General features: G+C 65.6%; 25 protein-coding genes. 10 read left to right on the plus strand and 15 right to left on the minus strand.

All coding sequences use genetic code 11. From position 1 onward, the window contains the following. Window positions 1-60: 60 nt before the first annotated feature. The 4 genes from QX128_RS24370 to fliL are packed head-to-tail and all read right to left on the minus strand — an operon-like array spanning window position 61 to window position 3,021. Window positions 61-831, minus strand: coding sequence for a flagellar protein FlbB (locus QX128_RS24370; RefSeq protein ID WP_315804291.1), 771 nt, complete (start codon window positions 829-831; stop codon window positions 61-63). Beyond that, entirely contained in the window at window positions 828-1,307 is a 480-nt protein-coding gene (locus tag QX128_RS24375) for a DUF6468 domain-containing protein (protein WP_315804292.1), read from the minus strand. Before QX128_RS24375 ends, QX128_RS24370 begins: the two co-directional genes overlap by 4 nt. Beyond that, a complete protein-coding gene (fliM, locus tag QX128_RS24380) occupies window positions 1,304-2,506 on the minus strand; it encodes a flagellar motor switch protein FliM (RefSeq protein WP_315804293.1) in 1,203 nt (400 codons plus the stop codon). Before fliM ends, QX128_RS24375 begins: the two co-directional genes overlap by 4 nt. A 20-nt stretch (window positions 2,507-2,526) precedes the next feature. After that, a complete protein-coding gene (gene fliL, locus QX128_RS24385; RefSeq protein WP_316238733.1) occupies window positions 2,527-3,021 on the minus strand; it encodes a flagellar basal body-associated protein FliL in 495 nt (164 codons plus the stop codon). A gap of 376 nt (window positions 3,022-3,397) precedes the next feature. On the opposite strand from fliL, the gene flgF reads away from it, so the two are divergent. The 4 genes from flgF to flgH are packed head-to-tail and all read left to right on the plus strand — an operon-like array spanning window position 3,398 to window position 6,845. Next, a complete protein-coding gene (gene flgF, locus QX128_RS24390; RefSeq protein ID WP_316238734.1) occupies window positions 3,398-4,162 on the plus strand; it encodes a flagellar basal-body rod protein FlgF in 765 nt (254 codons plus the stop codon). 22 nt (window positions 4,163-4,184) lie between these two features. Then, window positions 4,185-4,973, plus strand: coding sequence for a flagellar basal-body rod protein FlgG (gene flgG, locus QX128_RS24395; protein ID WP_315804296.1), 789 nt, complete (start codon window positions 4,185-4,187; stop codon window positions 4,971-4,973). A 22-nt stretch (window positions 4,974-4,995) separates the two neighbouring features. Then, on the plus strand, window positions 4,996-6,060 hold the full coding sequence (flgA, locus tag QX128_RS24400) for a flagellar basal body P-ring formation chaperone FlgA (RefSeq protein WP_316238735.1): 1,065 nt from the start codon (window positions 4,996-4,998) through the stop codon (window positions 6,058-6,060). Window positions 6,061-6,065: 5 nt separating this feature from the next. After that, on the plus strand, window positions 6,066-6,845 hold the full coding sequence (gene flgH / locus QX128_RS24405; protein WP_315804298.1) for a flagellar basal body L-ring protein FlgH: 780 nt from the start codon (window positions 6,066-6,068) through the stop codon (window positions 6,843-6,845). A gap of 358 nt (window positions 6,846-7,203) precedes the next feature. Here flgH and QX128_RS24410 read toward each other — a convergent pair whose 3' ends face one another. From QX128_RS24410 to QX128_RS24435, 6 genes are all read right to left on the minus strand, one after another. Beyond that, complete coding sequence (locus tag QX128_RS24410) at window positions 7,204-7,995, minus strand: 2-keto-4-pentenoate hydratase (RefSeq protein ID WP_316238736.1); 792 nt, start codon at window positions 7,993-7,995, stop codon at window positions 7,204-7,206. Between the two features lie 142 nt (window positions 7,996-8,137). Continuing rightward, the gene (locus QX128_RS24415; protein ID WP_316238737.1) at window positions 8,138-9,175 is read right to left on the minus strand and encodes an aldehyde reductase; all 1,038 of its coding nucleotides are present in this window, start codon (window positions 9,173-9,175) and stop codon (window positions 8,138-8,140) included. A 97-nt stretch (window positions 9,176-9,272) separates the two neighbouring features. After that, a complete protein-coding gene (locus QX128_RS24420; protein WP_316238738.1) occupies window positions 9,273-10,073 on the minus strand; it encodes a sensor histidine kinase in 801 nt (266 codons plus the stop codon). Between the two features lie 17 nt (window positions 10,074-10,090). Continuing rightward, window positions 10,091-11,329: a cache domain-containing protein gene (locus QX128_RS24425; RefSeq protein ID WP_316238739.1), complete on the minus strand. Its 1,239-nt coding sequence runs from the start codon at window positions 11,327-11,329 to the stop codon at window positions 10,091-10,093. 238 nt (window positions 11,330-11,567) lie between these two features. Continuing rightward, window positions 11,568-11,933, minus strand: a complete 366-nt coding sequence (gene dksA, locus QX128_RS24430) for an RNA polymerase-binding protein DksA (protein WP_170323279.1) — start codon at window positions 11,931-11,933, stop codon at window positions 11,568-11,570. Window positions 11,934-12,161: 228 nt separating this feature from the next. Continuing rightward, window positions 12,162-12,773 (minus strand): NAD(P)-dependent oxidoreductase, encoded by a 612-nt coding sequence (locus tag QX128_RS24435; protein WP_316238740.1) that lies wholly within the window; start codon window positions 12,771-12,773, stop codon window positions 12,162-12,164. A 144-nt stretch (window positions 12,774-12,917) separates the two neighbouring features. Here QX128_RS24435 and QX128_RS24440 point away from each other — a divergent pair, with 144 nt between their 5' ends. Continuing rightward, window positions 12,918-13,292, plus strand: coding sequence for a helix-turn-helix domain-containing protein (locus tag QX128_RS24440; RefSeq protein ID WP_316238741.1), 375 nt, complete (start codon window positions 12,918-12,920; stop codon window positions 13,290-13,292). Window positions 13,293-13,308: 16 nt separating this feature from the next. On the opposite strand, the gene QX128_RS24445 is transcribed toward QX128_RS24440, so the two are convergent. After that, window positions 13,309-13,722 (minus strand): flagellar assembly protein FliX, encoded by a 414-nt coding sequence (locus QX128_RS24445; RefSeq protein WP_315804304.1) that lies wholly within the window; start codon window positions 13,720-13,722, stop codon window positions 13,309-13,311. A 269-nt stretch (window positions 13,723-13,991) separates the two neighbouring features. Between QX128_RS24445 and QX128_RS24450 the strand changes: the two genes are divergently transcribed. The 4 genes from QX128_RS24450 (at window position 13,992) to QX128_RS24465 (ending at window position 16,643) form a co-directional block, all read left to right on the plus strand. Continuing rightward, window positions 13,992-15,116, plus strand: coding sequence for a flagellar basal body P-ring protein FlgI (locus QX128_RS24450; protein ID WP_315738786.1), 1,125 nt, complete (start codon window positions 13,992-13,994; stop codon window positions 15,114-15,116). After that, window positions 15,116-15,502, plus strand: coding sequence for a flagellar assembly peptidoglycan hydrolase FlgJ (gene flgJ, locus QX128_RS24455; RefSeq protein WP_316180420.1), 387 nt, complete (start codon window positions 15,116-15,118; stop codon window positions 15,500-15,502). Before QX128_RS24450 ends, flgJ begins: the two co-directional genes overlap by 1 nt. 56 nt (window positions 15,503-15,558) lie before the next feature. Next, complete coding sequence (locus QX128_RS24460) at window positions 15,559-16,044, plus strand: hypothetical protein (RefSeq protein ID WP_316180418.1); 486 nt, start codon at window positions 15,559-15,561, stop codon at window positions 16,042-16,044. 212 nt (window positions 16,045-16,256) lie between these two features. After that, window positions 16,257-16,643: a hypothetical protein gene (locus QX128_RS24465; protein ID WP_316180416.1), complete on the plus strand. Its 387-nt coding sequence runs from the start codon at window positions 16,257-16,259 to the stop codon at window positions 16,641-16,643. A 490-nt stretch (window positions 16,644-17,133) separates the two neighbouring features. On the opposite strand, the gene flaF is transcribed toward QX128_RS24465, so the two are convergent. The 3 genes from flaF to QX128_RS24480 all read right to left on the minus strand — a co-directional run bounded on the left by flaF (window position 17,134) and on the right by QX128_RS24480 (window position 21,218). Further along, window positions 17,134-17,499 (minus strand): flagellar biosynthesis regulator FlaF, encoded by a 366-nt coding sequence (gene flaF / locus QX128_RS24470; protein ID WP_315715999.1) that lies wholly within the window; start codon window positions 17,497-17,499, stop codon window positions 17,134-17,136. 371 nt (window positions 17,500-17,870) lie between these two features. Further along, on the minus strand, window positions 17,871-19,442 hold the full coding sequence (locus tag QX128_RS24475; protein WP_316180414.1) for a flagellin: 1,572 nt from the start codon (window positions 19,440-19,442) through the stop codon (window positions 17,871-17,873). 231 nt (window positions 19,443-19,673) lie between these two features. Next, a complete protein-coding gene (locus QX128_RS24480; RefSeq protein ID WP_316238742.1) occupies window positions 19,674-21,218 on the minus strand; it encodes a flagellin in 1,545 nt (514 codons plus the stop codon). A 388-nt stretch (window positions 21,219-21,606) separates the two neighbouring features. Here QX128_RS24480 and flbT point away from each other — a divergent pair, with 388 nt between their 5' ends. Further along, complete coding sequence (gene flbT, locus QX128_RS24485; protein ID WP_315715996.1) at window positions 21,607-22,032, plus strand: flagellar biosynthesis repressor FlbT; 426 nt, start codon at window positions 21,607-21,609, stop codon at window positions 22,030-22,032. Window positions 22,033-22,210: 178 nt separating this feature from the next. On the opposite strand, the gene QX128_RS24490 is transcribed toward flbT, so the two are convergent. Next, window positions 22,211-23,638: flagellin (locus tag QX128_RS24490; RefSeq protein ID WP_316238743.1), on the minus strand; the 1,428-nt coding region annotated here is incomplete at its 5' end.

Genomic DNA, 23,638 nt, shown 5'->3' on the forward strand with positions numbered 1-23,638 from the left:
CCTGCCCCGCCACGCCGGAAATCTAGGTGCCGGCGTTTAAGGGCGCATTAAACATGCGGCTCAATTGCTCTTCACGGGCACGATCTTGCCTTCGATCTTCGGCAGCTCGGCGCTCGCCTCGGGCCGTTCGGCGCCGGCCCGGCGGGCGAGCTCGACCGTGAGCCGTTCGGCCGCCTCCGGCGTCATCAGGCCGAGAATGTCGGACATCTTGCGTGGCGCGATCTGCGAGGCGATCTCGATCAGCACCGACATCTCGAGCCGGTCGAACACCTTGGCGGCGTCCTTCGGCTTCATGCCCTCGTACATCGTGACGATGCTCTTGAAGCGGGCGTTGTCGGCCTCGGTCTTGGCGGCCTGCGCGCCGGAGATGCGGCCCTCGATCGCCTTCATCTCCTCGGTCTTGGACTGGATGCGCTGCTCGGCGGCGCGCAACAGGCTCTCGCGGATGTCGATCTCGCGCGCGCGCGCGTCGAGCTCCTGGCGGCGCGACTGCAGCCGCTCGAGGATCGCCTTCTCCGCCGGCGACACCTGCTGCTGGTTCTCCTCGGGCTTGATCACGACGCCCTCGGGCTTGGTGTCCGGAGCGGCGGGCTTGGGCGCCTCCTCCTTCTTCTCCTTCGGCGCGCCGTGCGTGGAGCCGGTGACGATGTCATTGTCCTCGCGGCCTGGATAGCCGAGGTTCTCCTGAGCCCAGGACCGCTTGGTCGGGTGAGGGTCGTAGTCGAAAACGTAGCCGCCATCGATCACCAGGCCGGCCACCTTCAGGACCGCGAGGCAGGCCACCGCGATCAGGACGACGGGAATGACGCGGATGTTACGAAACGCATTCATGCGGCAAGGCCACCAGTCCTTCGACGTTCGGAGAATGCCTGGGCCGCGGCGGCAACCGCCTTGGCACCGGAGACGCGCACCGGCTCGGTCGTGATCGCCGGCACAGGCGCCGGCGCCGGCTCGGGCGCGGCGTCAGGCGAGGTGATGGGTCGCGCGGCGCTGGCGATGCGCGACAGGCGGCGCACCACGCCGTCGCTCTCGGCGAGCTGCTTGCGCAACTGGTCGGACATCTGCGTCGCGGCGGCGAGCTGATTGCCGAGATTGTCGTTGACGTCACGCACCGCGAGCTTGAGGCCGCCGATCGCGCGCTCGGCGATCTCGGTCGCGGTGATCAGCTCAGCGATCACGGCCTTGAGCGAATGCTCGTCGGCCTTCAGCCGCTTCAGCCTGGAATTCAGCAGCATGCAATAGCCGATGGTCAGCACCAATAGGACCGCCACCAGGCTTTCGATGATCAATCCGAGGGAGTGGTTCATTGGGCCTCCATCAACTTGTTCTGGCCTTCGGCGCCTTCGAACATCGCAAGCGTCGTATTCGGCTTGCGCAAATTCTTGGTGACACGGATCGCGACGCGGTCTCCGACCCGCCCCATCCGCCCCTCCGTCAGCATGGTGCTGCCGCAGCGGACCGCGACCAGCGCATCGGGACGGATGTCGAGCGGCAGGGTGTCGCCGACCTTCAGCTTCATGAGCTGCTTCAGCGGCACGTCGGCCTCGTAGAGCACAGCGTCGACGGCGATCTCGGCCTTGGTAATCTCGGTGGCGAAGTGGCCTTCCCAGACGGGATCGCGGCCGAACTTCTCACCCATGAACATCTGCAACAGCACCGGCCGGATCGGCTCGATGGTCGCGTAGGGCAGCAGCAGCTCGATGTTGCCGCCGCGGTCTTCCATGTCGATCCGCAGCTTCACCAGGATCGCGGCGTTGGCGGGCCGGCTGATCGCGGCGAAGCGCGGGTTGGTCTCGAGCCGGTCGATGGTGAAGCGCACCGGCGACAGCGGCCGGAACGCCTGCTCGGCATCGCTCAGCACCACCTCGATCAGGCGCTTGACCAGGTTGGTCTCGATCGTCGTGTAGGGGCGGCCCTCGACGCGGAGCTGGGTGTTGCCGCGGCGGCCGCCGAGCAGCACGTCGATGATCGAATAGATCAGGGTCGAGTCGACGGTGGCGAGCCCGAAATTCTCCCACTCCTCCGCCTTGAACACGCTGAGCACGGCCGGCAGCGGGATCGAGTTCATGTAGTCGCCGAAGCGCACCGAGGTGATGCGGTCGAGCGAGACCTCGACGTTGTCGGAGGTGAAGTTGCGCAAGGACGTCGTCATCAGCCGCACCAGGCGGTCGAAGACGATTTCGAGCATCGGCAGACGCTCGTAGGAGACCATCGCCGAATCGATGATCGCGCGAATGCCGGAATGGTCGTCGAGACTGACCTCGCCGGCGGTGAAGCCGAGGAGGTTGTCGATCTCCTCCTGCGACAGCACCCGCTCGCCGCCATTCTTGGTCGCGCCGAAATCGCGGCTGCCGTCCTCGACCATCGCGGCCCATTGCAGGGCCATCGATTCGGTGAGTTCGTTGGCTGCTGCGGCTTCCGCGGCCTCTGTGGGATCCTCCGAGTCGAGCGAGGCTTCCCATTGCGCGGCTATCGCATCTTGGTCGACTTGATCGTTGCCAGCCATGATCGTTGCGCTTCTTTGCCTTACTGGACCACGATTTCCTTGAACAACACCGCGTTGACCTGGTTGGGCGCCAGCGCGACGTTGACCCGCTTGGTGAGCTCCTCCTTGAGCCGGAACAGGCCCGCCGAGCCGTTGAGGTCGCTCGGCCGGAGCTCGCGCAAATACGTCTGGAAGATGTCGGTGACGCGCGGAAGCGTCGGCTTGATCGTCTCGACCTGCTTCTCCTCCTTCACCTCGAGCACGATCTTCACCTTCAGATATTGGACGCGGTCACCGGGATTGCCGACCAGGTTGACGAGAAGGTCCGGCACCTCGACGAAGGCCGGCGGCTTCGGCGGCGGCGCCGCCTCGGCGTGATGCTCGTCGTTCTTGTGGCTGAAGAAGAAGAAATAGCCCGCACCGCCGACGCCGAGCAGCGCCAGCGCGCCGACGACCATGATGATCAGCTTGAGCTTGCTCTTCGGCGAGCCTGCTTGCTCCTCGCCTTCGCCTGCTCCGGCTTCGTTCTCGGCCATAGCTTTCGGATCCTTCCGGAAAATCGAGCCGATGCCGCCAGAAAGCTTAATGACGCGAAACCAACGCTCCCAGCGCATCTGCGCTTTGTTGAGGGAACGCTACGGTAACAATGGTTAACGGAAGCTTTCTTTTGCCGAGGCGGTGGGAAAAACTTGCCGGGCAATTATGGTTAGCGAGACGTTATTGCCGGGTGTTGTGATCCCGTACTGAAATCCAAACCATTGATTTATCGATAGTTTCAGAGTTGGCACGGCTTTCGCTGTACCCCTTGCGAACCCGCCGGCTTGGGAGAGCTGAACGGTTCTGGAAGACCCGGTCGAGACCGCCTTGGGAGAGGTGCCGCGAACGGGATTCGTTAAGAGGGGAGATCGACCGGTGGAGAATGCGCTTCTCATCGGATTGTCGCGGCAGATGGTGCTGGAGCGACAACTCGACGTCGTTGCCAACAACGTCGCCAACGTCAACACCAACGGCTTCAAGGCCGATCAGCAGCTGTTCGAGGAGTATCTCTCCTCCGGCGCGCATGAAGACAATTTTCCGGGCGCCGCCCGCAGGGTGTCCTATGTCCAGGACCGCGGCACCTATCGCGACTTCTCGCAGGGCTCGATGCAGCGCACCGGCAACGCGCTCGACGTCGCCGTCACGGGCGACGGCTTCCTGACGGTGCAGACCGCGGCCGGCGAGCGCTACACCCGCGATGGCAATCTGCACATGAACAACCTCGGCCAGCTCGTCACCGCCGCCGGTGACCTGGTGCTCGGCACCGGCGGTCCGATCGTGTTCCAGCAGACCGACCACGACATCAACATCTCGCCCGACGGCACCGTGACGGTGGTCGAGGGCCTCAACCGCACCGACTCGATCCGCGGCAAGCTGCGCATCGTCAACTTCGCCGATCCGCAGGCCGCGCAGAAGCAGGGCAACAACCTCTACGCCGCCGCCGCCGGCGCCACCGCGCAGCAGGACACCAAGTCGACCGTGCAGCAGGGCTACATCGAGAAGTCGAACGTCAGCGCGGTCGGCGAGATGAGCAAGATGGTCGAAGTGATGCGTGCCTACACCCAGGTCGCCAACATGCTGCAGGTCCAGAGCGACCTGCGCAAGAACGCGATCGAGAAACTCGCCGACGTTCCGGCCTGACAGATCTTGAAGGAGACGTGACATGCAGGCGCTTCACACCGCTGCGACCGGAATGGCGGCACAGGAACTCAACGTTCAGGTGATCTCCAACAACATCGCCAACCTCCGCACCACCGGCTTCAAGAAGCAGACGGTGGCGTTCCAGGACCTGATCTACGAGCACATGCGCCGCGTCGGCGCGCAGTCGTCGGACCAGGGCACGATCCTGCCCGTCGGCATCGACATCGGCGGCGGCGTCAAGACCGTCGGCACGCCGCGCTCGATGACCCAGGGCACGCTGTCGCAGACCGGCAACGACCTCGACCTCGCGATCTCGGGCGAGGGCTTCTTCAAGGTGCTGATGCCCGACGGCACCTTCCAGTACACCCGCGACGGCACCTTCCAGATGGACAATCAGGGCCGCATCGTCACCGCCCAGGGCAACCCGGTGCAGCCGACCATCACGATCCCGCAGAACGCCTCGGGCATCACGGTCAACGCGCAGGGCCAGGTCTCGGTGACGCTGCCGGGCTCGACCACCTCGAACATCATCGGCCAGCTCCAGATCACGCGCTTCATCAACAAGGCCGGCCTGCAGCCGGTCGGCAACAACCAGTTCACCGACACCCCCTCCTCCGGGCCGCCGCAGGACGGCGTCGCCAACCAGGACGGTCTCGGCAGCATCACCCAGGGCAGCCTGGAGCAGGCCAATGTCGACGTCGTCAGCGAGATGAGCGAGCTGATCGCCGCGCAGCGCGCCTACGAGATGAACGCGAAGGTCATCTCGGCCGCCGACCAGATGCTGCAGTCGACCACGGCGCTGTTCCGCTGAGGTTCGAAGGGAGATCACCGTCATGACCCGTACCGTCCGTCCCTTCCTTCTTGCGGCTGCCCTGCTCGCCTCGACTGCGCTCTCGGCGCTGGCCGGCGAGGCCGAGGACCAGATCAAGGCGCCCGTGCTTCGCTCCACAGTGAATGTCACCGGCGACATCGTGCGCGTCGGCGACCTGATCGACAATGCGGGCGTCGCGGCCAACATCGCCGTCTACCGCGCGCCCGACCTCGGCACGACCGGCGTGCTGCCGGCCGCGCAGGTGATCGCGACCCTGCGCACCCACCAGGTGATCGGCGTCGAGGTCCGCAACATCAAGGAGGTCGCGGTCACGCGGCTGGCGCGCGCCATCGACGCCAAGGAGATCAGCACCGCGGTGGCCCAGGCGCTCGATCACCGCAACGGCCTCGGCGATGCCGCCAACCTCAGCATCAGCTTCGACCAGCCGGTGCAGGACCTCAAATTCGAGGCATCGATGTCGGGCACGCTGGCGCCGAGCAGCGTCCGGTTCGACCCGCGCAGCGGCCGCTTCGACGTCACCTTGGAGCTCGGCCAGGCCAATGGCGCTGGTACGACCAAGCTGCGCTACACCGGCACGGCGATCGAGACCGTCGAGGCCGTGGTGCTGACCCGCAACATCGATCGCAACGAGATGATCCGCTCCGGCGACCTGCAGACCGAGCGACGGCCGCGTGCCGAGCTCGGCGGCGGCGAACCCGCCTCGCGCGAGCTCGCGGTGGGCATGCAGATGCGCCGCCCGGCGCGCGCGGGCCAGGCGCTCAAGACCACCGACCTCGCCAAGCCCGACCTCGTGCAGCGCGACCAGGCGGTCACGCTGATCTTCCAGACCGCCGGCATCTATCTCACCACGCGCGGCAAGGCGCTGGAGTCGGGCACCGAAGGCGATGTCGTCAGCGTGCTCAATCTGCAGTCCAAGCGCACCGTGACCGGCCGCGTCTCGGGTCGCGGCCAGGTCTCCGTCGACATCGCCGTCGCCAAGCCGGCGCAGACCTCCGAAGCGGACATCGCCGCGCCCGTGGCCGTCGCCAGCCGCCTTCCCACCTCCGCCACCCCGAAAGCCGAGTAAGTTTCATGTCGAAGTTCAAGTTTGATGATCGGGGCGCATCGAGCCTGCGCCGGGTCGCGCTGATCTCGGTCTCCTTCGCGGTGCTGTCGATCGCCGGCGGATGCTCCTCGATCGACCGTCTCAGCCAGATCGGCGAGCGGCCGAAGCTGACGGAGATCGACAATCCGACCACGCAGCCGGGCTACAAGCCGGTGCAGATGCCGATGCCGAAGCCCGAGACCGTGTCCTACGCGCCGAACTCGCTGTGGCGTAACGGCTCGCGCGCCTTCTTCAAGGACCAGCGCGCCCGTCAGGTCGGCGACCTCCTGACCGTCACGGTCAGCATCTCCGACAAGGCCAATTTCGCCAACGAAACCCAGCGCAGCCGCACCAACAAGGAGGATTCGGGCATCACCGACTTCATCGGCGCGAAGACGCTCGGCGTGCAGGCGCAGAAGGTGCTGCCCGGCCGCATCCTGACCGCCGACGGCACCTCGTCCTCCGACGGCAAGGGCACCATCCAGCGGTCGGAGTCCCTGACCACCAGCGTCGCCGCGGTCGTGACCCAGGTGCTGCCGAACGGCAACCTCGTCGTCGAAGGCAAGCAGGAGATCCGGGTCAACTACGAGATCCGCGAGCTGATCGTGGCCGGCATCGTCCGCCCCGAGGACATCCAGAGCGACAACACCATCGACTCCACCAAGATCGCCCAGGCCCGCATCTCCTACGGCGGCCGCGGCCAGATCACCGACATCCAGCAGCCGCGCTATGGCCAGCAGGTCATGGACATCCTGCTGCCGTTCTGAGGCAAACCTCAGCATCAATGACCGGGCGGAGCGCCGCCCGGTCGCACTGGAAGCCGCCCATGCGATGACCTCGCAAGGCGCAAATCGAAACGAGGACCAGGACACACGACCGAAATCCCTCCCCAGGCGGGAGGGTCGGACAAGGGATTGGCCGAGCGCGATATGGGTCATGGTGCATGACCCCGCAGCCGCCGCCCTTCTCTGAAAACGAGCTCCCACATTGCCCAATGCGAACCTAGGCGCGGCGGGTGATGTATACGCGGCCTCCGGTAGCTCCCCTGCCGGAGGCCGTGTTCGTTTTAGTTGTCACACCCGAGCTGATGGACGCCAGCTCAAAGCGTTCCAGCGCCACCTCGGCTCACACCAACGCGGCCTCGACCACGCCGAGGCCGTCCAGCTCCATCCGTACCCGGTCGCCCGCGCCCAGCCAGATCGTCTTGACCAGGCTGCCGGTCAGGACGAGCTGCCCGGCCTCGAGCCCGTCACCACCCGCGGCGAGATGATTAGCAAGCCAGGCCAGCGCATGGACCGGATGTCCCAGCACATCCGCGCCTGTGCCCTCGCCGACCAGGGTGCCGTTGACGATGGCACGGCCCTGCACAGCGGCCAGGTCCGCCACGGCAGCGCGTGGGAGCGCCGGGCCGAGGACACAGCCGGCAGCAAAGAAATCGTCGGCGACCAGCGTCGGCGCTCCCAGCGTCTGCCATTGCACATAACGGTCGTCGACGATCTCGATCGCCGCATGACAGTCGCCGATCGCCTCGATGACCCGATCCATGGTGAACGGCGCGTCCAACGGCGGCAGGTCGTGCTCGAGTCGCACGGCGATCTCGCATTCGACGCCCACGCGGACGAAGTCGGCCGTGCGCAGTTCGACACCTGTCTGGTGAATACCGGACGCGAACACTCCGCCGGAACAGGGATGCGGAATGCCAAGATAGTCCTGCATCACCTTGCTGGTGCAGCCGATCTTGTAGCCGGCGAAGTCACCGGCCTGCTCGGCGAGCAGCCAATGGACTTCGCGCTGGATCTCATAGCCGGCCGCTTCATCCTTCGGCTGAAGCTGAGGCGGCAGAGCCCCCAGGGGCGCCCGCTGCTTGCGGGCATCCACGATCAGTCGCGCAGCGGCAAGGATCTCGTCTGCTCCCATGGCCCTTCAACTCCCCTGGCCCGCGGCCCGAACCGGCATCGCAGGATCTATGGTGAATGGATTGTTTATAAACGAGTTTTGGACTCCCATCTCAGCTTCATCAACAATTTGAGACGGCGCGGCCGCGGCGCAAGCGGCTCGTTCAACCGATTTCACGTTTCACGATACCGAGTTCGAGCAGACTTTCCGCAGTGGCGACGATCGCGTCCTCGTTGGAGCGTGGACTCCAGCCGAGCAGACGCCGCGCCTTGTCGGCGCTCGCCTCGCAATAACGCCCAAGCAGCGGCTGCACGGCGCGTAGCTGCGGCACCACCACGCCGAGCAGGCGCGCCAGCCAGTCAGGCAGCTCATGCCGTGGCACCCGTCGCCCGCCGACGCCCATCCGCGCGCGCAGGACTTGCGCGATTTCCAGTAGCGAGACGCTCCGGCCCGCCATCGCCAGGAAGCGCTCGCCCTTGGCGGCCGGGTCTGTCATCGCCCGCAGATGCAGGTCGGCGACATCGCGCACGTCGACGAGGCCAAAGCTGATGCGAGGCACGGCGGGGGCCTGGCCGGCCAGCAGCGCCTGCACCATCGCGATGGAGGTCGAGAAATCCGGGCCCAGGACAGGGCCGAGCACGGCGACCGGATTGATCGTTGCAAGCTCCAGCGCGCCGCCCTCGCGGGCGATGAACTCCCAGGCCGCGCGCTCGGCGAGGGTCTTGGACTTCGGATAGGGTTGAATGCCCGGACCATCGAGCCGGCTCCAGTCGGTCTCGTCGAACGGCCGGCGCCGCCCCTCGTGGCCGTAGCCGATCGCGGCGAAGGAAGAGGTCACCACCGCGCGCCTGACACCGGCATCGCGCGCCGCCCGCAGCACCCGCAAGGTGCCCTCGCGGGCCGGCACGATGAGCTCATCCTCATCCTTGGGCACGGAGGCCGGCAGTGGCGAGGCGACGTGCAGAACATAGTTGCACCCATCGACCGCCGCCGCCCAGCCCTCGTCCGAGGTGAGATCTGCGGCATGAAACGACAGCGGCCCGGTGTCGGTCGCACCGCCGCGCCGGAGCATTGTCAAAACCTCGCTTCGCCGATCGGGACTGCGCAAGGTCGCGCGGACACGGTGACCCGCGGCCAGCAGCTGCAGGATCGCATGCGCCCCGATGAAGCCGGAGCCGCCGGTAACCAGAACCTCGCTCATCAGAATTGCGTTCTCCGGGCAGGACTCCTGGGCGCAAGGATGGCAGTGCGCGATGGCAAGGCCATGTCGGGACCCGCTGCGCTTCGCGCGCCGGCGCTCAGCTCGCTTCCGTTGCGGCCACCGAACTCTCGCCAGGCGTCCTGAGCCAGGGCAGCTCGAACTGGCAGGTCAGCCCGCTCTCGGCAAACGTCCGCTGCAGATGCCTGACGGTGCGGGTCAGCAGCCGGCTGCCGAAGCCGACCACCGGCGGCTCTGTTGCCGGCGGGCCGCCGCTCTCCTGCCAACGGACATGCAGCGCGTCCTGCGCCAGCGACCAGCTGACATCGACGTGACCGTTGGGCGTGGTAAGCGCGCCGTATTTGCTGGCGTTGCAGGCCATCTCGTGGATGACGAGCGCCAGCTGCGTCGTCAGCTCGACCGGGACCAGGACGGCGGGGCCGCTGGTCGCGAGCTGATCCGGTGTGCCGGCGAACGGCGCGACCTGGCTCCTGATGAGCGCGGCGAGATCGGCGCCCTGCCAGTCGTTCTCGGCGAGGCTGGTGTGCACCGTCGCCAGCGCATGCAGGCGCGAGGTGAAATCGCGGACCTTGGCGTCGTGGCGCGGCAGCAGCTGATGCGCCAGCGACTGCACCACGGCGAGGCTGTTCTTGACGCGATGGGCGAGCTCATGCACCAGCAGCTCGCGCTTGCGATCGGCTTCCTTCGCGGCCGTGACGTCGATGTTCACGCCGATCATGTACGGATCGCCGCCGCCCTCGCCGCCCAGCATGCGGGCGCGCGCCTCGATCCACCGGATCGAGCCGTCGGGCAGCGGCACCCGCCATTCCGAATCGAGCTCCCCGGTGATCAGCGCCTGCTTGTTGTCCCGGTCGGCACGCGCCTGATCCTCGGGATGCACCAGCGCCAGCCAGGCGTCTAGGTCCCGGGGAACGTGCCCGGCGCAAGACCATAGAGCTCTTCGATCTCATCGGACCAGTGGCTGGCGCCGGATCTGCCGTCCCAGGTAAAGGTGCCGAGCCGTCCGTATTTCGCGGCGAGCTTGAGCTGCCCGGCCGTGCGCGACGCATCGTCCCTGGCCTGCGCGAGCATCCCGAAATTCTCCTGGATGACGCGTGCACTCTCCGCCTGCGCCCTTTCGGCCGCAGCCAGTCGGGCGTTGAGCGCCCGGACCTCCGGGGGATCGGCGGGCGCGGCCTCGCCGGGGATGGCGCTCTTGACGGCGATGCTTTCGAGCGGCCGGGCGATGCTTCGGCCGATGCCGGCCGCCAGCAGCAGCGCCAAGGCACAGATCGTCGTCGCCACGATGGTCGCGGTCTGGACCGTCGAGGAGATCGCCTGGGCGAAGGCCGCCTGCTTGATGCCGACCCCGACCGTCCAGTCGCTCAGTTGGGGACGCGCATTGGCGTTGATGACCCGATCGCCCTCGATCGACGGAAACTCCGCAATCCCCTCGGTCTTGGCCGTCGCCCGCCAGCCGGCCGACGCCGGCTGCCCGGTCGTGGTCGCGTTCTTCGGGATGCGCGAAACGTAGCGGCCCTGGCCGTCCATGATGCCGACCAGCCAGTCGGCCGGCAGCTGCTGCTGGGCCAGCAGCCGGGTGTAGCTCGCGGCCGGCATGGCAATCGAAAGGCAGCGGAACGGCTTGCCGTCCTTGAAGACGGGGACATCGACGGTCGCCACCCACGCGCCGGAGTTGGGGCCGGTAAAGATGTCCGAGATCGACGGCCGCCCCGACTGAAACGCCCGCTCCTGCGAGCGCCGGCCCTCGGGAGTGCGCTCGCCGAGCGGCTTGCCCGGCGTTGCGATGGTGTTGAGCAGCAGCCGGCCGCTGGCGTCGGACACGATGATCCATCCTTCGCCGCTGACCGCACCGACACGGCGCGCCTCTGCCTCGAAGCTGCTGAGATCGGCAGCGCTGAGATCAGGCGACTTCGCCAGCACCTCCGCGAGCGCGATGTAGCGCCGCAGTTCGGCGTCGACGGCACCGGAGATCGTTTGCGCGGCATAGGACAGGCCGCGCCGGATCGAGGCGTCGGCAGATTGCGCCATCGACACGATGACATAGGCGATCAGCCCGACGCAGGGCAGGAACAGAATGCCGGCCAGCAGAAGGAGGCGTCCCTTGATGCTCAGGGCGCCGTAGGAACGCTGCATCGTTGCCAGCGCGCCTCTGGCTATGTTCGGCTCGCCCATGATTCCCCGCGGCGTTCCGAGATGGAACCGCAGATAATTCAGCAGACGCCGAAAAGTTCCGGATGTTTGGAGAACAAAGGCGCTTGCGTTCGCTCCCGCACATCCTGTGCGGACCGCACGAACGCGTCTCGGCCGTCAACACTGCGGCCGCACCCGGCAAGCGGCCGCAATCCCTGCTCGTTCAGGTCAGCGTCGCGATCTACTCGTCGCGATAGACCTTTTCACGCTTCTCGTGGCGTTCCTGCGCCTCCACCGACAGCGTCGCGATGGGACGGGCCTCGAGCCGCTTCAGCGAAATCGGCTCGCCGGTCTCCTCGCAATAGCCGTAGGTGTTGTCCTCGATACGCTGGAGCGCCGCGTCGATCTTGGAGATCAGCTTGCGCTGGCGGTCACGGGCGCGAAGCTCGATCGCCCGGTCGGTCTCCGACGACGCGCGGTCGGCGAGGTCCGGATGGTTCACGTTCTCCTCCTGCAGAGCCTGCAGGGTGAGCTTCGATTCGCGCAGGATCTCCTCCTTCCATGCCAGCAGCTTGGCGCGGAAATAGTCGCGCTGGCGTTCGTTCATGAAAGGCTCTTTTTCGGAAGGTTTGTAGTTCTTCAACTTTTCCAAGGTCAGCCCATCTGTACGTGCTGGCGCCGGTTTCGGCACCGGCGGACGGAATACGCCCGTTCGCGGCCGCGTTATATAGCGGCCTCATGTGACAGACAATATTTCCATCGGCACGGGCGCCCCGCCGTTCGGGCCGTTGCACAGGCAAATTCGACCCCGGCCGGCGGGACGCCGTGGATGGCCTCAGTAACCGACCGTGAAACGGGCCCGCCGGTGCGCCGGACGCTCGATTTCGTCGGCCATCGCGACCGCGAAGTCCTCGAAGGTGATGAAACTCTTGCCGTCGGCATCGACCAGCAGCTGGTCCGTTCCGAGCCGGAACTTGCCGGTCCGGGCGCCGAAATCGATCATTGCCGAGGGCGACAGGAAGGTCCAGTCGAGCTCCTTTTCCTGGCGCAGACGGTCGAGGAACGCGGCGCCCTTCTCCGCTTCGGCCTTGTAGGCGGCCGGAAAGCCGGGCGTCGTCACCAGCCGCACCCCCGGCGCGACCTCGAGCGAGCCGGCGCCGCCGACGACGAGGTAACGCGATACGCCGGAGTCCTTGGCGGCTCCGATCAGGGTCTCGACATCGCTGACCAGGAAGTGGATCGCGCTGATCGCGACATCATGGCCGGCCCAGAGTTTCGCCAGCGCGGCGCGGTCGTTGGCATCGCCCTGCACCGCCGTGACGTTGGCGCGCCTCTCGATCTTGTCCGGGTTGCGGGCGATGCCGGTGACCTGGTGGCCGCGGCTGGCCAGCTCGGCGGTGATGCGGGATCCGGCACGGCCGGACGCGCCGGCGACGGCGATCTTCATGGGGGCAGCTCCTATGTTCGAGATCACGAGGTCGGATCCGAGACTGGACGCAGCCGCTTCGGTATCCGATAGTAACTAGATAGCCGAACGAATGCTGGTGTTAAGAGCGCACTTTAAGATCACCTGGTCACGCCGGAGTAACCGATGAGAGCCGCGAACGTCTACGCCGCCGACTGCCCGACCCGCCAGATCCTGGATCGCGTCGGCGACAAATGGGCCGTGCTGATCCTGATCCTGCTGCGCAACGAACCGTTGCGCTTCAATCAGTTGCGGCGGACGATCGAAGGCATTTCGCAGAAGATGCTGTCCCAGGTGTTGAAGAGCCTGGAGCGCGATGGCCTGGTGCGGCGGCGCGCGACCCCGACCGTTCCGGTGACGGTCGAATATTCGATCACGCCGCTCGGGCTGACACTCGCCGCCGCGGTCGATCCGCTGCGCGACTGGGCCGAGCGCCATCTCAAGGAGGTCACCGCGGCGCAGCGCCGCTACGACGCGCAGCAGCCGTCGAAGGCGGCCTGAACGCGCGCGATGCGTCTCAGCCCCGCCCGGCCTTGGCGAGCTCGACCTCGACGCGCAGCTCGATCTCGGAGAGGATGGCATCCAGTCCCGGGTCGCCCGAGGTCTGCTTCAGGTCGGCCGCGGCATCGCGCAGCCGCAGCGCCATCGCGGTGTCGAGCTTGCCGGACAGCAGCGTCAGCTTGAGATCATCGAGCACGTCGAGCGCACGCTTGCCGCGCTGGACCGAGCGCTTGCGGCGCTCCGCCGGCTCCTCCTCGATGCCCTGCAGCGCCAGCAGCGCGTCGATGTTCGCGGTCTGCTTCGGCGCGAGGGTCGCGCGCGTGTCCTGCGTGGTGCCGACGTCGGGCAGCTTGAAGCCGCTGGACGACGTCTTCCGCGTGGAGCTGGTCGACGAGCCCAGGGTCGTGCCGTTCGGTCCGTAGATGCGCATCGATGGCTCCCGCAAGCTTTGCGTGTCGAGCGGGAGATTGGCTCCGCCGTGGTTAACGGTGCGTAAACGGCCCGGCAAATTCTGCCGGGGCGGCAGCTTCGTTCCCCCGGAGCAACCCGGGATCGCAACAAGGCTCGCGATTGATTTCACACTCTTTCAATGAGTTAGCCCGGAGCATCGCCTTGGCACGGTGCTCGCATAGTTGATGCCGATCATGCGGTCATGGGAGTGGCCGAGTGATCACTTGAAGTGTTCGAGGGGAGCATAGGATGCGACGCGTCCGAACTACGCGCCTGTTTCAGGTCGCCTGCGCCGCCGTGCTGGCGCTGGCATCTACCGTCATGTCTGCGAATGCGACCTCGCGGATCAAGGATCTCGCCAATATCGAGGGCGTGCGCCAGAACCAGCTGATCGGCTATGGTCTCGTGGTCGGTCTCAACGGCACCGGCGATACGCTGAACAACATCCCGTTCACCAAGCAGTCGCTGCAGGCGATGCTCGAGCGCATGGGCGTCAACATCCGCGGCGCCACCATCCGCACCGGCAACGTCGCCGCTGTCATGGTCACCGGAAACCTGCCGCCATTCGCCACACAAGGCACGCGTATGGATGTGACGGTCTCCGCGCTCGGCGACGCCAAGAACCTGCAGGGCGGCACCCTGCTCGTCACCCCGCTGCTCGGCGCCGACGGCAACGTCTATGCGGTGGCGCAGGGCTCGCTCGCGATCTCCGGTTTCCAGGCCGAGGGCGAGGCCGCCAAGATCGTGCGCGGCGTGCCGACGGTCGGCCGCATCGCCAACGGCGCCATCATCGAGCGTGAGATCGAGTTTGCGCTGAACCGGCTGCCGAACGTACGGCTTGCCCTGCGCAACGCCGACTTCACCACCGCCAAGCGCATCGCCGCCGCGATCAACGATTTCCTCGGCGTCAAGACCGCCGAGCCGATCGACCCGTCGACGGTGCAACTGAGCGTCCCGGCGGAGTTCAAGGGCAACGTCGTCGCCTTCCTGACCGAGATCGAGCAGTTGCAGGTCGATCCTGACCTTGCCGCCAAGATCGTCATCGACGAGCGCTCCGGCATCATCGTGATGGGCCGCGACGTGCGCGTGGCGACCGTCGCGGTGGCGCAGGGCAACCTCACCGTCACGATCTCCGAAAGTCCGCAGGTCAGCCAGCCCAACCCGCTGTCCCGCGGCCGCACCGTGGTCACGCCGCGCACCAGCGTCGGCGTCACCGAGGAAGGCAAGAAGTTCGCGGTCGTCAAGGACGGCGTGTCCTTGCAGCAGCTGGTCGACGGCCTCAACGGCCTGGGCATCGGTCCCCGCGACCTGATCAGCATCCTCCAGGCCATCAAGGCGGCCGGCGCGATCGAAGCCGACATCGAGGTGATGTGATGGCGACGTCCTTCATCGACTCCTATCATGGCCGCGTCGCCCTCAGCATGCCGACGGCGGCGGCGGTCACCGCGCCGCGCACCGATCTCGATCTCGCCGAGGCGCTGACCAAGGTCTCGCCCAAGGCGCAGGCCAGGGCCAAGGCGACGGCAACCGACTTCGAAGCGATGTTCCTCAACAGCATGTTCTCGCAGATGACCAGCGGCGTGAAGGGCGAAGGTCCGTTCGGCGACACGCCGGGCACGGGCGTCTGGCGCTCGATGCTGACGGAGCAATATTCCAAGAACTTCGCCAAGGCCGGCGGCGTCGGCATCTCAAACGACGTCTTCCGCACTCTCATCCTGCAACAGGCCGGCAGCAGCTCCGGCGCCAACGGCAAAGCGTAGATGTTCGCGTGACAAGCGCGTGGGCGGCAAACGCTCGCGCCGAAGGGAGTTATGAAATGACCGCACAGGGCCAGGCGAAGAAGACGACCTACACCGCCGCCACCAGCGCCGCCGAGGCACGCGCGCTCGCCGACGAGATGGTGAGCGTCATGAGCGAGCTGATCGCCGTCATCGAGCAGGAGACCGAGCTGGTCCGCGCCGGCAAGCTGCGCGAAGGCATGGCGTTCGGCCCGAGGAAGACCGAGCTGTCCCGTCACTACGTCACGGCCGTCGGTCGTCTGAAGGCGAGCCAGAATTTCATGAAGCAGACCGCGCCGGAGCTGCTCGCCACCCTGCACCGTCACCACGACACCTTCCGCGCCATGCTGCAGGTGAACCTGACCGTGCTGGCCACTGCGCACGCGATCTCGGAAAAGATCGTGCGCGGCGTCAATGCCGAGGTTCAGCGCAAGAACATCCCCAGCACCTATACCGCCGGCGGCCGCCGCGCCGCCCCGGGGGCGCGGCACCTCACCCCGCTCGCCGTCAGCCGGACGCTCTGAGCCTCACCGCCAGACCCCCATCTGCATCGCAGCGCCGCGCCGCCTCACGGGCCGCGCGGCCATCGCCGCTTAACGCTCGGATAAGCTTAAAAGGCCCGGGCGAATCACAACGCGCCGTTCATCCTATTTCCTAACATAACGTTGATTGGTCATCGGCATAGTTGCAAGCGGGATGGGTTGGGAATTGACTCGATGGCCATGAGGAGGCTGCCATGAGTTCCGATTTCAGCGTAAGACCGGTAGGGACGCCAGCGTCCGTTCCGATAATTCCACCGTCGAGCCAGGCGGTGGTGAGCGCTGTTCCAACGGACCTTCCTCCCAGCCAGACCGTGACCGCGGCCGAGCCCGGCGCCCCCGTGCGCAACGACATCCCGGTCAACATCGCGAACGATCTTTCGGTGTCGCGCCAGGCCTATTACGATCGCGCCGCTGCCGCTCTGGTGTTCCAGGTGGTCAACCGCAAGACCGACCAGGTCGTGACCCAATATCCAGATGAGGCCGTGCTGCGCCGCCGGGCCTACTTCAACACGCTCGATCTGCAGAAGGATCTGCAGAAGGCGGACGTGCCGCGCGTCGTGGCGACCGATCGCACAGCCTGAGCCCCCGCGGGATCGAGCCGCTTCATTCCGCCGCCTGCACGCCGCCCCACCGGGCGGCGTTGCCGTATCGAGCGGCGCAGCTCTGGCGGATCAACTGCTCCGTATCGCGTAGGCGGTGTCGAGATAGGTCTGGCCCGAGGCGGCGTCGGTGACCACGTTCTCGATCTAGGCCTTGCCGTTGCCGGCCAGCGTGAACTTCGTATCGCCGATCCTGAACGCATTGTGCTTGATCAGCATGTCCTGATACTTGTTCACGCCGTCGCGCTGGTAGCGAACCTAGGCGTGAAAGCCCTCGACGTTGGCGATCGAGACCGTGAACGACGTCCCGTTGGCATATCTTCCGCGCCAGCCGCCCTGATGGAGCTCGGATCGACGGCCACGTATCTGCTGTTGCTTCGCGCCGTATTGAACAGGTTCGACTTGTCGGACGCAGACGGGATGCTGGCGATATCGGTCGCGATGGCGCGCCTCCCGCCCCTGCCCCCTGTGGTCAGCTCCGCCCGGACAATCCCGCGGCGATGTGGCAGTTGATGTCGATCAGCGACTTGAGCTTCGCCGGATCCGGATCCATCTGCATCTCGATCGTCTGCTTCATCACGAACACGCCGATGTTTGCGATGTTCTGGCGGATGTCGAGCGGATTCGGATTGTCGTCCGCCTCCATCGCGCTCATGAAGATCGTCCACAAGCGGCGATTGAAGAGCAGAGCCTTGTACATGTTGCGATCGGGGCCATTCCAATTGGCCTGGACTTCCTGCAGCTGCCGTGCCGCCTTCAACAGAGCCTGGGCTTCGATCTCCCGTGGTGATGCCGTCGTCTGCGACGTGCGGGCATAGGCTTGAGCGGCATATGACATCAACTACTCCGGACTGACGCAGGGACACGACCAAACTGCTCAGGTTTTGTACTTTGTGTGCCTTTAAAATATGGTTAGCGGCCGTTAGCGGAATTTGTTTCGTCGCGTCACGGAGCACCGCAAATCGCTTTGTTTGGTGCACCTCTTAATTTCTTGCGAACGCGCTGATTCAAAATGTCCGGACGAAGATCGTACGTTGTTCATCCAACCCGGCGGCGCGAACTACACGAACAACGGCGTTCTCGCAGAGCTCAACTACCGCTCCCCGACATCGAACGGAGACCAGTGCCGGCACGCTCGGCATGGCCAAACGCAGAAGCGGCGGGCAAGGCCCGCCGCTTCGATGAGATATTATTCCAGCTCGTTCGCGCTCAGCGCAGGAGCTGCAGCACGCTCGCCTGCGACTGATTGGCCAGCGCGAGCGCGGACACCGCGATCGACTGGCGGGTCGACAGCGCCTGGCTGTTGGCCGCCTCTTCGTTGGTGTCGGCCAACGTCAAGTTCGACGAGCCGGTCTGCAGCACGTTGATCAGGTTCTTGTTGAAGTCCTGACGGACCTGCACGATCGACAGGTTCGAGCCGAGCGACGACGCCTCGGAGCGGATCGCCGTCGATGCGCTGTTCAACGTCGACAGCACCTTGTTGGCCGAGTTGCTGTCGAGGAAGTCGGTTCCGACGACCAGCGCCGACAGCCCGAGACCGGTGCTGTTGAAGGTCACGCCGGTGATGTTCAGCGTGGACCGTCCGGTCTCGTTGAATACCAGCTTGAGCGTATCGCCGTTCAGCAGGTTGATGCCGTTGAACGAGGCGTCCTGCGCCGTGGTGTCGATCTGCGCCAGCACGTTGTTGTACTGGGCGATCAATCCGGCGCGTGTGGTCTGCGAGTTGGTGTCGGCCACCGGCGTGGATGCGGTCACACCATTGAAGGCCTGGCTTGCCGCCGTGGAGGAGCCGGCCACCGCGCCGATCGTCGACGACGCCGATTCGTTGGTCGTCAGGATCGTGAGCTGGCCGTTCGTGCTGAGGCTTGCCTGCAGATTGTTCGCCGCAAGCGCGGTGTTGAGCTGCGCCAGAGTCGATATCTGCGAGGCGCCGGTGCCGAACGTTATGTTCGTGGCGACACCGCCTCCTGTCGAGGCTATGGTCAGTGTCTGTCCTGACAATGCAGGCGGATTGCGCGTCGTGGTTGCGGCCGTCAATCCGAGCTTGGCCAGGGCCGTGCCCGAGACCGTCAGATCCTGCGCCGTGCCTGTCGCGAGAGTTATCTGGCCGCCGCTCACAGTGGACGGCGTCGCAGTCGCACCGGTCACGGAGTCGATGGCTGCAAGAAGGTTGCTGACGGTGTCGCCGACGCCGATATTGGTGCCGGCCGAGACCGAACCGGCCACGAAGGTGAACACCACGCCGTTGACCACGAGCGTGTCGCCGGTCGTGACGCTGCTCGCCAGGTCGTTCGAGGTCGAGCTCGCCGTGCCGGACAGCCTGGTGGAGCCGGTGATCGCGACCGCCGTGCTGGTGTTGTCGTTGTTGACCACGGAGCCGGTCACGAACTTGTTCGAGGAGCTGCCGAGCAGGTTGTTGGCCGTCGCCCCCGGAATGACCGCGGAGGTTACGCTCGACTTGGTCGTGTAGCCCGTGGGAGCCTGGAGCACCTGGCTTGCGATCGACTTGGCGCTGTCGACCAGCTTCTGCAGCGAGGTGAGACCGGTATTCGCAGCCTGGAGAACCTGGACACCGTTACCGATGCTGTCGAGCAGGTTCGCAATGTCGCTCGCGCGGTTGTTGAGCGATTGCGCGGTGAAGAATTCGGTGGGGTTATCGAGCGCCGTATTGACCTTGTTGCCGGTGGCCAGGTTGTTTTGAGTCGTGGCCAGCAGCGATGCGGTGTTTTGCAGCGCCAGCAGGTTTTGGCGAACCGAAGCCGAGAGAACGATACCGGACATGTGTGTGAAACCTTCCTAGTTATTCACCAGGAGGTTCTAGTCCACCCACTTTTAAAACATGGTTAATGGCACTTTAAATTTCTTGCTTAACGACTGGTTGCGATCCCTCAGCTCCACTCGCGTCCGGTTCCAGACCAGTATTGATACGGGCCGGACAGCCAAACCGGGCGAAAAAAAACGGCGGGGTTGCCCCCGCCGCCTTGGTTTTCGAGAGATGACGATGCCTGCGGATCAGCGCAGCAGCTGCAGCACGCTCGCCTGCGACTGGTTGGCGAGCGACAGCGCGGACACCGCGATCGACTGGCGGGTCGACAGCGCCTGGCTGTTGGCCGCTTCCTCGTTGGTGTCGGCCAAGGTCAGGTTCGACGAGCCGGTCTGCAGAACGTTGATCAGGTTCTTGTTGAAGTCCTGACGGATCTGCACCACCGACAGGTTCGAACCCAGCGTGGAGGCTTCCGACCGCAGCGTCGAGCTCGCCGAGTTCAACAGGGTGATCACCTTGTTCGCCGAGTTGTTGTCGAGGAAGTCGGTGCCTGAGGTGAGGTTCGACAGGCCGAGACCGCCCGTGTTGAAGGTCACACCGGTGATCGAGAGCGTCGACTTGCCGTTCTCGTTGAAGGTCAGCTTCAGCGTGTCGCCGTTCAGCAGGTTGACGCCGTTGAACGAAGCGTCGGCCGCGGTCGTGTTGATCTGCGCCAGCACGTTGTTGTACTGGGAGACCAGGCTCGCGCGCTGCGTCTGCGCGGTCGCGTCCGCCACCGGAGCCGCCGCCGTCAGGCCGTTGAAGGACTGGCTGGAAGCCGCCGCCGTACCACCGATCGCGCCGATCGTGGCCGAAGCCGCGTCGTTGGTCGTCGTGATCGAGATCTTGCCGGTCGTATCGATCGAGGCTTGCAGGTTGTTGGCTGCGAGCTTGGCGTTGAGATCGTTCAGCGACTTGACCTGCCCTGTCCCGAGGCCGAACGTGACACTCGTCGCCGTGCCACCTCCTGTGGCGCCGATCGTCAAGGTCTGTCCCGACAAGCCATCGCCGACGGCAGTCAGCCCGAGCTTGGCCAAGGTGCCGCTGCTGCCGGAGAGCGTCAGTCCGGACGCCGGCGGCGTCAGGGTGATCGCACCCGCGGTGATCGACGCCGTCACGCCGGTCTGGGTCTGGATCGCCGACAGCAGGTTGCTGACGCTGTCGCCGATGCCGATGTTCGTGCCCGTCGAGGACGTGCCGGTGACGAAGGTGAAGGTGGTGCCGTTGACGACCAGCGTCTCACCCGAGGTGATGCCGGTGGCGAGGTCGTTCGACGAGGTGCCCGACGTACCCGACAGCTTGGTCGAGCCGGTGATGGCCGCCGGGGTCGTGTTGTCGTTCTGCACGACCGAGCCGGTCACCGCCGTCGAGCTGGAGCCCAGCAGGTCGGTGGCGGTCGCACCGGTCAGGGCTGCCGAGGTCACGCTCGACTTGGTGGAGTAGCCCACCGCGCTCTGCAGCACCTGGTTGGCGATCGACTTGGCGCTGTCGACGAGCTTCTGCAGCGAGGTGATGCCGGTGTTGGCGGCCTGCAGCACCTGCACGCCGTTGCCGATGCCGTCGAGCAGATTGGAGATGTCGGAAGCGCGGTTGTCGAGACCCTGGGCGGTGAAGAAGTTGGTCGGATTGTCGAGCGCCGAGTTGACCTTCTTGCCCGTGGAGAGGTTGTTCTGGGTGGTGGCGAGGAGCTGAGCCGTCGACTGAAGCGAGAGCAGATTCTGACGCACCGACGCCGAGAGAACAATACCTGACATTTTCATACCCTTCTGGTGTGAAACAAACTGCCCGATCCATTCAGGATCAAGGCGAAGCCCGCGGGTGACTGCACCACTGGGCGACGTGCGTTAAGGTAAATGCGAGCGGCTAACAAACAGTGAAGTGACGACCGCTCGCGTTGCCCGACGCGCCGCCCCGGCACGGCCGCGCCGAGGTGATTCGCCGCGGATCACCTTGAAAACACCGCATATTCGCCGGGCACGCGCGGCCATTTACCGTCCGTTAACCATGATCGGAAAGGATTGCTGCGCGCCGACCGATCGAGCGCGCAGACTCCCCGCGCGATTGAGACTGGCAGCTGGACCGGTCATCGGCCTCGACGCAGCAGGTTCGGCGCCACGCCGAGTGCGGCAACGGAGAATGAGAATGGCCCTGAAAGTCGAACTGAAGCCGCATGAGCGCATCATCATCGGCTCCTGCGTGATCACCAACACCGACCAGCGCGCGCGCCTCCTGATCGACGGCGAGAACATTCCGATCCTGCGCGAAAAGGACATCCTGACGCCGGAGACGGCCGACACGCCGGCCAAGCTCGTCTATCTTGCGGTCCAGCTGATGTACATCTCGCCGGGCGCAGATGCGGATCACGGCACCTATTTCAACCTGCTGCGCGACATCATCACGACGGTGCCGAGCGCCTGGCCGATCATCGAGGCGATCAACGGCCATATCCTGAACGGCGATCTCTATCAGGCCCTGAAGGAAGCCAAGAAGCTCGTCGCCTACGAGAAGAAGCTGATCGAGCAGGCTGAAGCCGAACAGCAGGACAAGCCGGTGAGCTCGGCGGCCTGAGCTTTCGCCTCCTCCCATCGGAAGGCCCGGCTCGCCAGTCGCGAGGCCGGGCCTTCCGAATTTTTGCGCGGTCGCCAGGCTCCGCCGCCAGCAACGTCGGACCTCTCCATGTCGTCCGATAAAAAAGCGGCGGGGTTTTCCCCGCCGCCCTGGTCGTCGAGATGCGATGCCTTTCGGATCAGCGCAGCAGCTGCAGCACGCTCGCCTGCGACTGGTTGGCGAGCGACAGCGCGGACACCGCGATCGACTGGCGGGTCGACAGCGCCTGGCTGTTGGCCGCTTCCTCGTTGGTGTCGGCCAAGGTCAGGTTCGACGAGCCGGTCTGCAGCACGTTGATCAGGTTCTTGTTGAAGTCCTGACGAACCTGCACGACCGACAGGTTCGAACCCAGCGTCGAGGCCTCGTTGCGCAGCGTCGAGCTCGCCGTGGTGAGCACGCCGATCACCTTGTTCGCCGAGTTGTTGTCGAGGAAGTCGGTGCCCGAGGTCAACGTCGAGAGGCCGAGGCCCGCGGAGTTGAAGGTCACGCCGGTGATCGACAGCGTGGACTTGCCGTTCTCGTTGAAGGTCAGCTTCAGCGTGTCGCCGTTCAGCAGGTTGACACCGTTGAACGACGCATCGCTCGCGGTCGTGTTGATCTGCGCCAGCACGTTGTTGTACTGCGAGACCAGGCTCGCGCGCTGCGTCTGCGCGGTCACATCCGCCACCGGAGCCGCCCCCGTCAGACCGTTGAAGGACTGGCTGGAAGCCGCCGCCGTACCGCCGATCGCGCCGATCGTGGCGGACGCCGCGTCGTTGGTCGTGGTGAGGGTGATCTTGCCGGTCGACGAATCGATCGAGGCCTGCAGGTTGTTGGCTGCGAGCTTGGCGTTGAGATCGTTCAGCGACTTGACCTGCCCTGTCCCCAGGCCGAACGTGATGCTGGTCGCCGTGCCACCTCCTGTGGCGCCGACCGTCAAGGTCTGTCCCGACAAGCCATCGCCGACGGCAGTCAGCCCGAGCTTGGCCAAGGTGCCGCTGCTGCCCGAAAGCGTCAGTCCGGACGCCGGCGGCGTCAGGGTGATCGCACCTGCGGTGATCGACGCGGTCACGCCGGTCTGGGTCTGGATCGCCGACAGCAGGTTGCTGACGCTGTCGCCGATGCCGATGTCGGTGCCGGTCGAGGACGTGCCGGTGACGAAGGTGAAGGTGGTGCCGTTGACGACCAGCGTCTCACCCGACGTGATGCCGGTGGCGAGGTTGTTCGACGCGGTGCCCGACGTGCCCGACAGCTTGGTCGAGCCGGTGATCGCCGCCGGCGTCGTGTTGTCGTTCTGCACGACCGAGCCGGTCACCGCCGTCGAGCTGGAGCCCAGCAGGTCGGTGGCGGTCGCACCGGTCAGGGCTGCCGAGGTCACGCTCGACTTGGTGGAGTAGCCCACCGCGCTCTGCAGCACCTGGTTGGCGATCGACTTGGCGCTGTCGACGAGCTTCTGCAGCGAGGTGATGCCGGTGTTGGCGGCCTGCAGCACCTGCACGCCGTTGCCGATGCCGTCGAGCAGATTGGAGATGTCGGAAGCGCGGTTGTCGAGACCCTGGGCGGTGAAGAAGTTGGTCGGATTGTCGAG

The organism is Bradyrhizobium sp. SZCCHNR1015 (assembly GCF_032489875.1).
In the GTDB taxonomy this organism is placed as follows: domain Bacteria; phylum Pseudomonadota; class Alphaproteobacteria; order Rhizobiales; family Xanthobacteraceae; genus Bradyrhizobium.

What these genes read in the sequence shown, in the direction of transcription:
- QX128_RS24370 (WP_315804291.1), bottom strand. Translation starts at nt 831, where the DNA reads ATGAATGCGTTTCGTAACATCCGCGTCATTCCCGTCGTCCTGATCGCG.
- QX128_RS24375 (WP_315804292.1), bottom strand. Translation starts at nt 1,307, where the DNA reads ATGAACCACTCCCTCGGATTGATCATCGAAAGCCTGGTGGCGGTCCTA.
- fliM (WP_315804293.1), bottom strand. Translation starts at nt 2,506, where the DNA reads ATGGCTGGCAACGATCAAGTCGACCAAGATGCGATAGCCGCGCAATGG.
- fliL (WP_316238733.1), bottom strand. Translation starts at nt 3,021, where the DNA reads ATGGCCGAGAACGAAGCCGGAGCAGGCGAAGGCGAGGAGCAAGCAGGC.
- flgG (WP_315804296.1), top strand. Translation starts at nt 4,185, where the DNA reads ATGCAGGCGCTTCACACCGCTGCGACCGGAATGGCGGCACAGGAACTC.
- flgA (WP_316238735.1), top strand. Translation starts at nt 4,996, where the DNA reads ATGACCCGTACCGTCCGTCCCTTCCTTCTTGCGGCTGCCCTGCTCGCC.
- flgH (WP_315804298.1), top strand. Translation starts at nt 6,066, where the DNA reads ATGTCGAAGTTCAAGTTTGATGATCGGGGCGCATCGAGCCTGCGCCGG.
- QX128_RS24410 (WP_316238736.1), bottom strand. Translation starts at nt 7,995, where the DNA reads ATGGGAGCAGACGAGATCCTTGCCGCTGCGCGACTGATCGTGGATGCC.
- QX128_RS24415 (WP_316238737.1), bottom strand. Translation starts at nt 9,175, where the DNA reads ATGAGCGAGGTTCTGGTTACCGGCGGCTCCGGCTTCATCGGGGCGCAT.
- QX128_RS24425 (WP_316238739.1), bottom strand. Translation starts at nt 11,329, where the DNA reads ATGCAGCGTTCCTACGGCGCCCTGAGCATCAAGGGACGCCTCCTTCTG.
- dksA (WP_170323279.1), bottom strand. Translation starts at nt 11,933, where the DNA reads ATGAACGAACGCCAGCGCGACTATTTCCGCGCCAAGCTGCTGGCATGG.
- QX128_RS24435 (WP_316238740.1), bottom strand. Translation starts at nt 12,773, where the DNA reads ATGAAGATCGCCGTCGCCGGCGCGTCCGGCCGTGCCGGATCCCGCATC.
- QX128_RS24440 (WP_316238741.1), top strand. Translation starts at nt 12,918, where the DNA reads ATGAGAGCCGCGAACGTCTACGCCGCCGACTGCCCGACCCGCCAGATC.
- QX128_RS24445 (WP_315804304.1), bottom strand. Translation starts at nt 13,722, where the DNA reads ATGCGCATCTACGGACCGAACGGCACGACCCTGGGCTCGTCGACCAGC.
- QX128_RS24450 (WP_315738786.1), top strand. Translation starts at nt 13,992, where the DNA reads ATGCGACGCGTCCGAACTACGCGCCTGTTTCAGGTCGCCTGCGCCGCC.
- flgJ (WP_316180420.1), top strand. Translation starts at nt 15,116, where the DNA reads ATGGCGACGTCCTTCATCGACTCCTATCATGGCCGCGTCGCCCTCAGC.
- QX128_RS24460 (WP_316180418.1), top strand. Translation starts at nt 15,559, where the DNA reads ATGACCGCACAGGGCCAGGCGAAGAAGACGACCTACACCGCCGCCACC.
- QX128_RS24465 (WP_316180416.1), top strand. Translation starts at nt 16,257, where the DNA reads ATGAGTTCCGATTTCAGCGTAAGACCGGTAGGGACGCCAGCGTCCGTT.
- flaF (WP_315715999.1), bottom strand. Translation starts at nt 17,499, where the DNA reads ATGTCATATGCCGCTCAAGCCTATGCCCGCACGTCGCAGACGACGGCA.
- QX128_RS24475 (WP_316180414.1), bottom strand. Translation starts at nt 19,442, where the DNA reads ATGTCCGGTATCGTTCTCTCGGCTTCGGTTCGCCAAAACCTGCTGGCG.
- QX128_RS24480 (WP_316238742.1), bottom strand. Translation starts at nt 21,218, where the DNA reads ATGTCAGGTATTGTTCTCTCGGCGTCGGTGCGTCAGAATCTGCTCTCG.
- flbT (WP_315715996.1), top strand. Translation starts at nt 21,607, where the DNA reads ATGGCCCTGAAAGTCGAACTGAAGCCGCATGAGCGCATCATCATCGGC.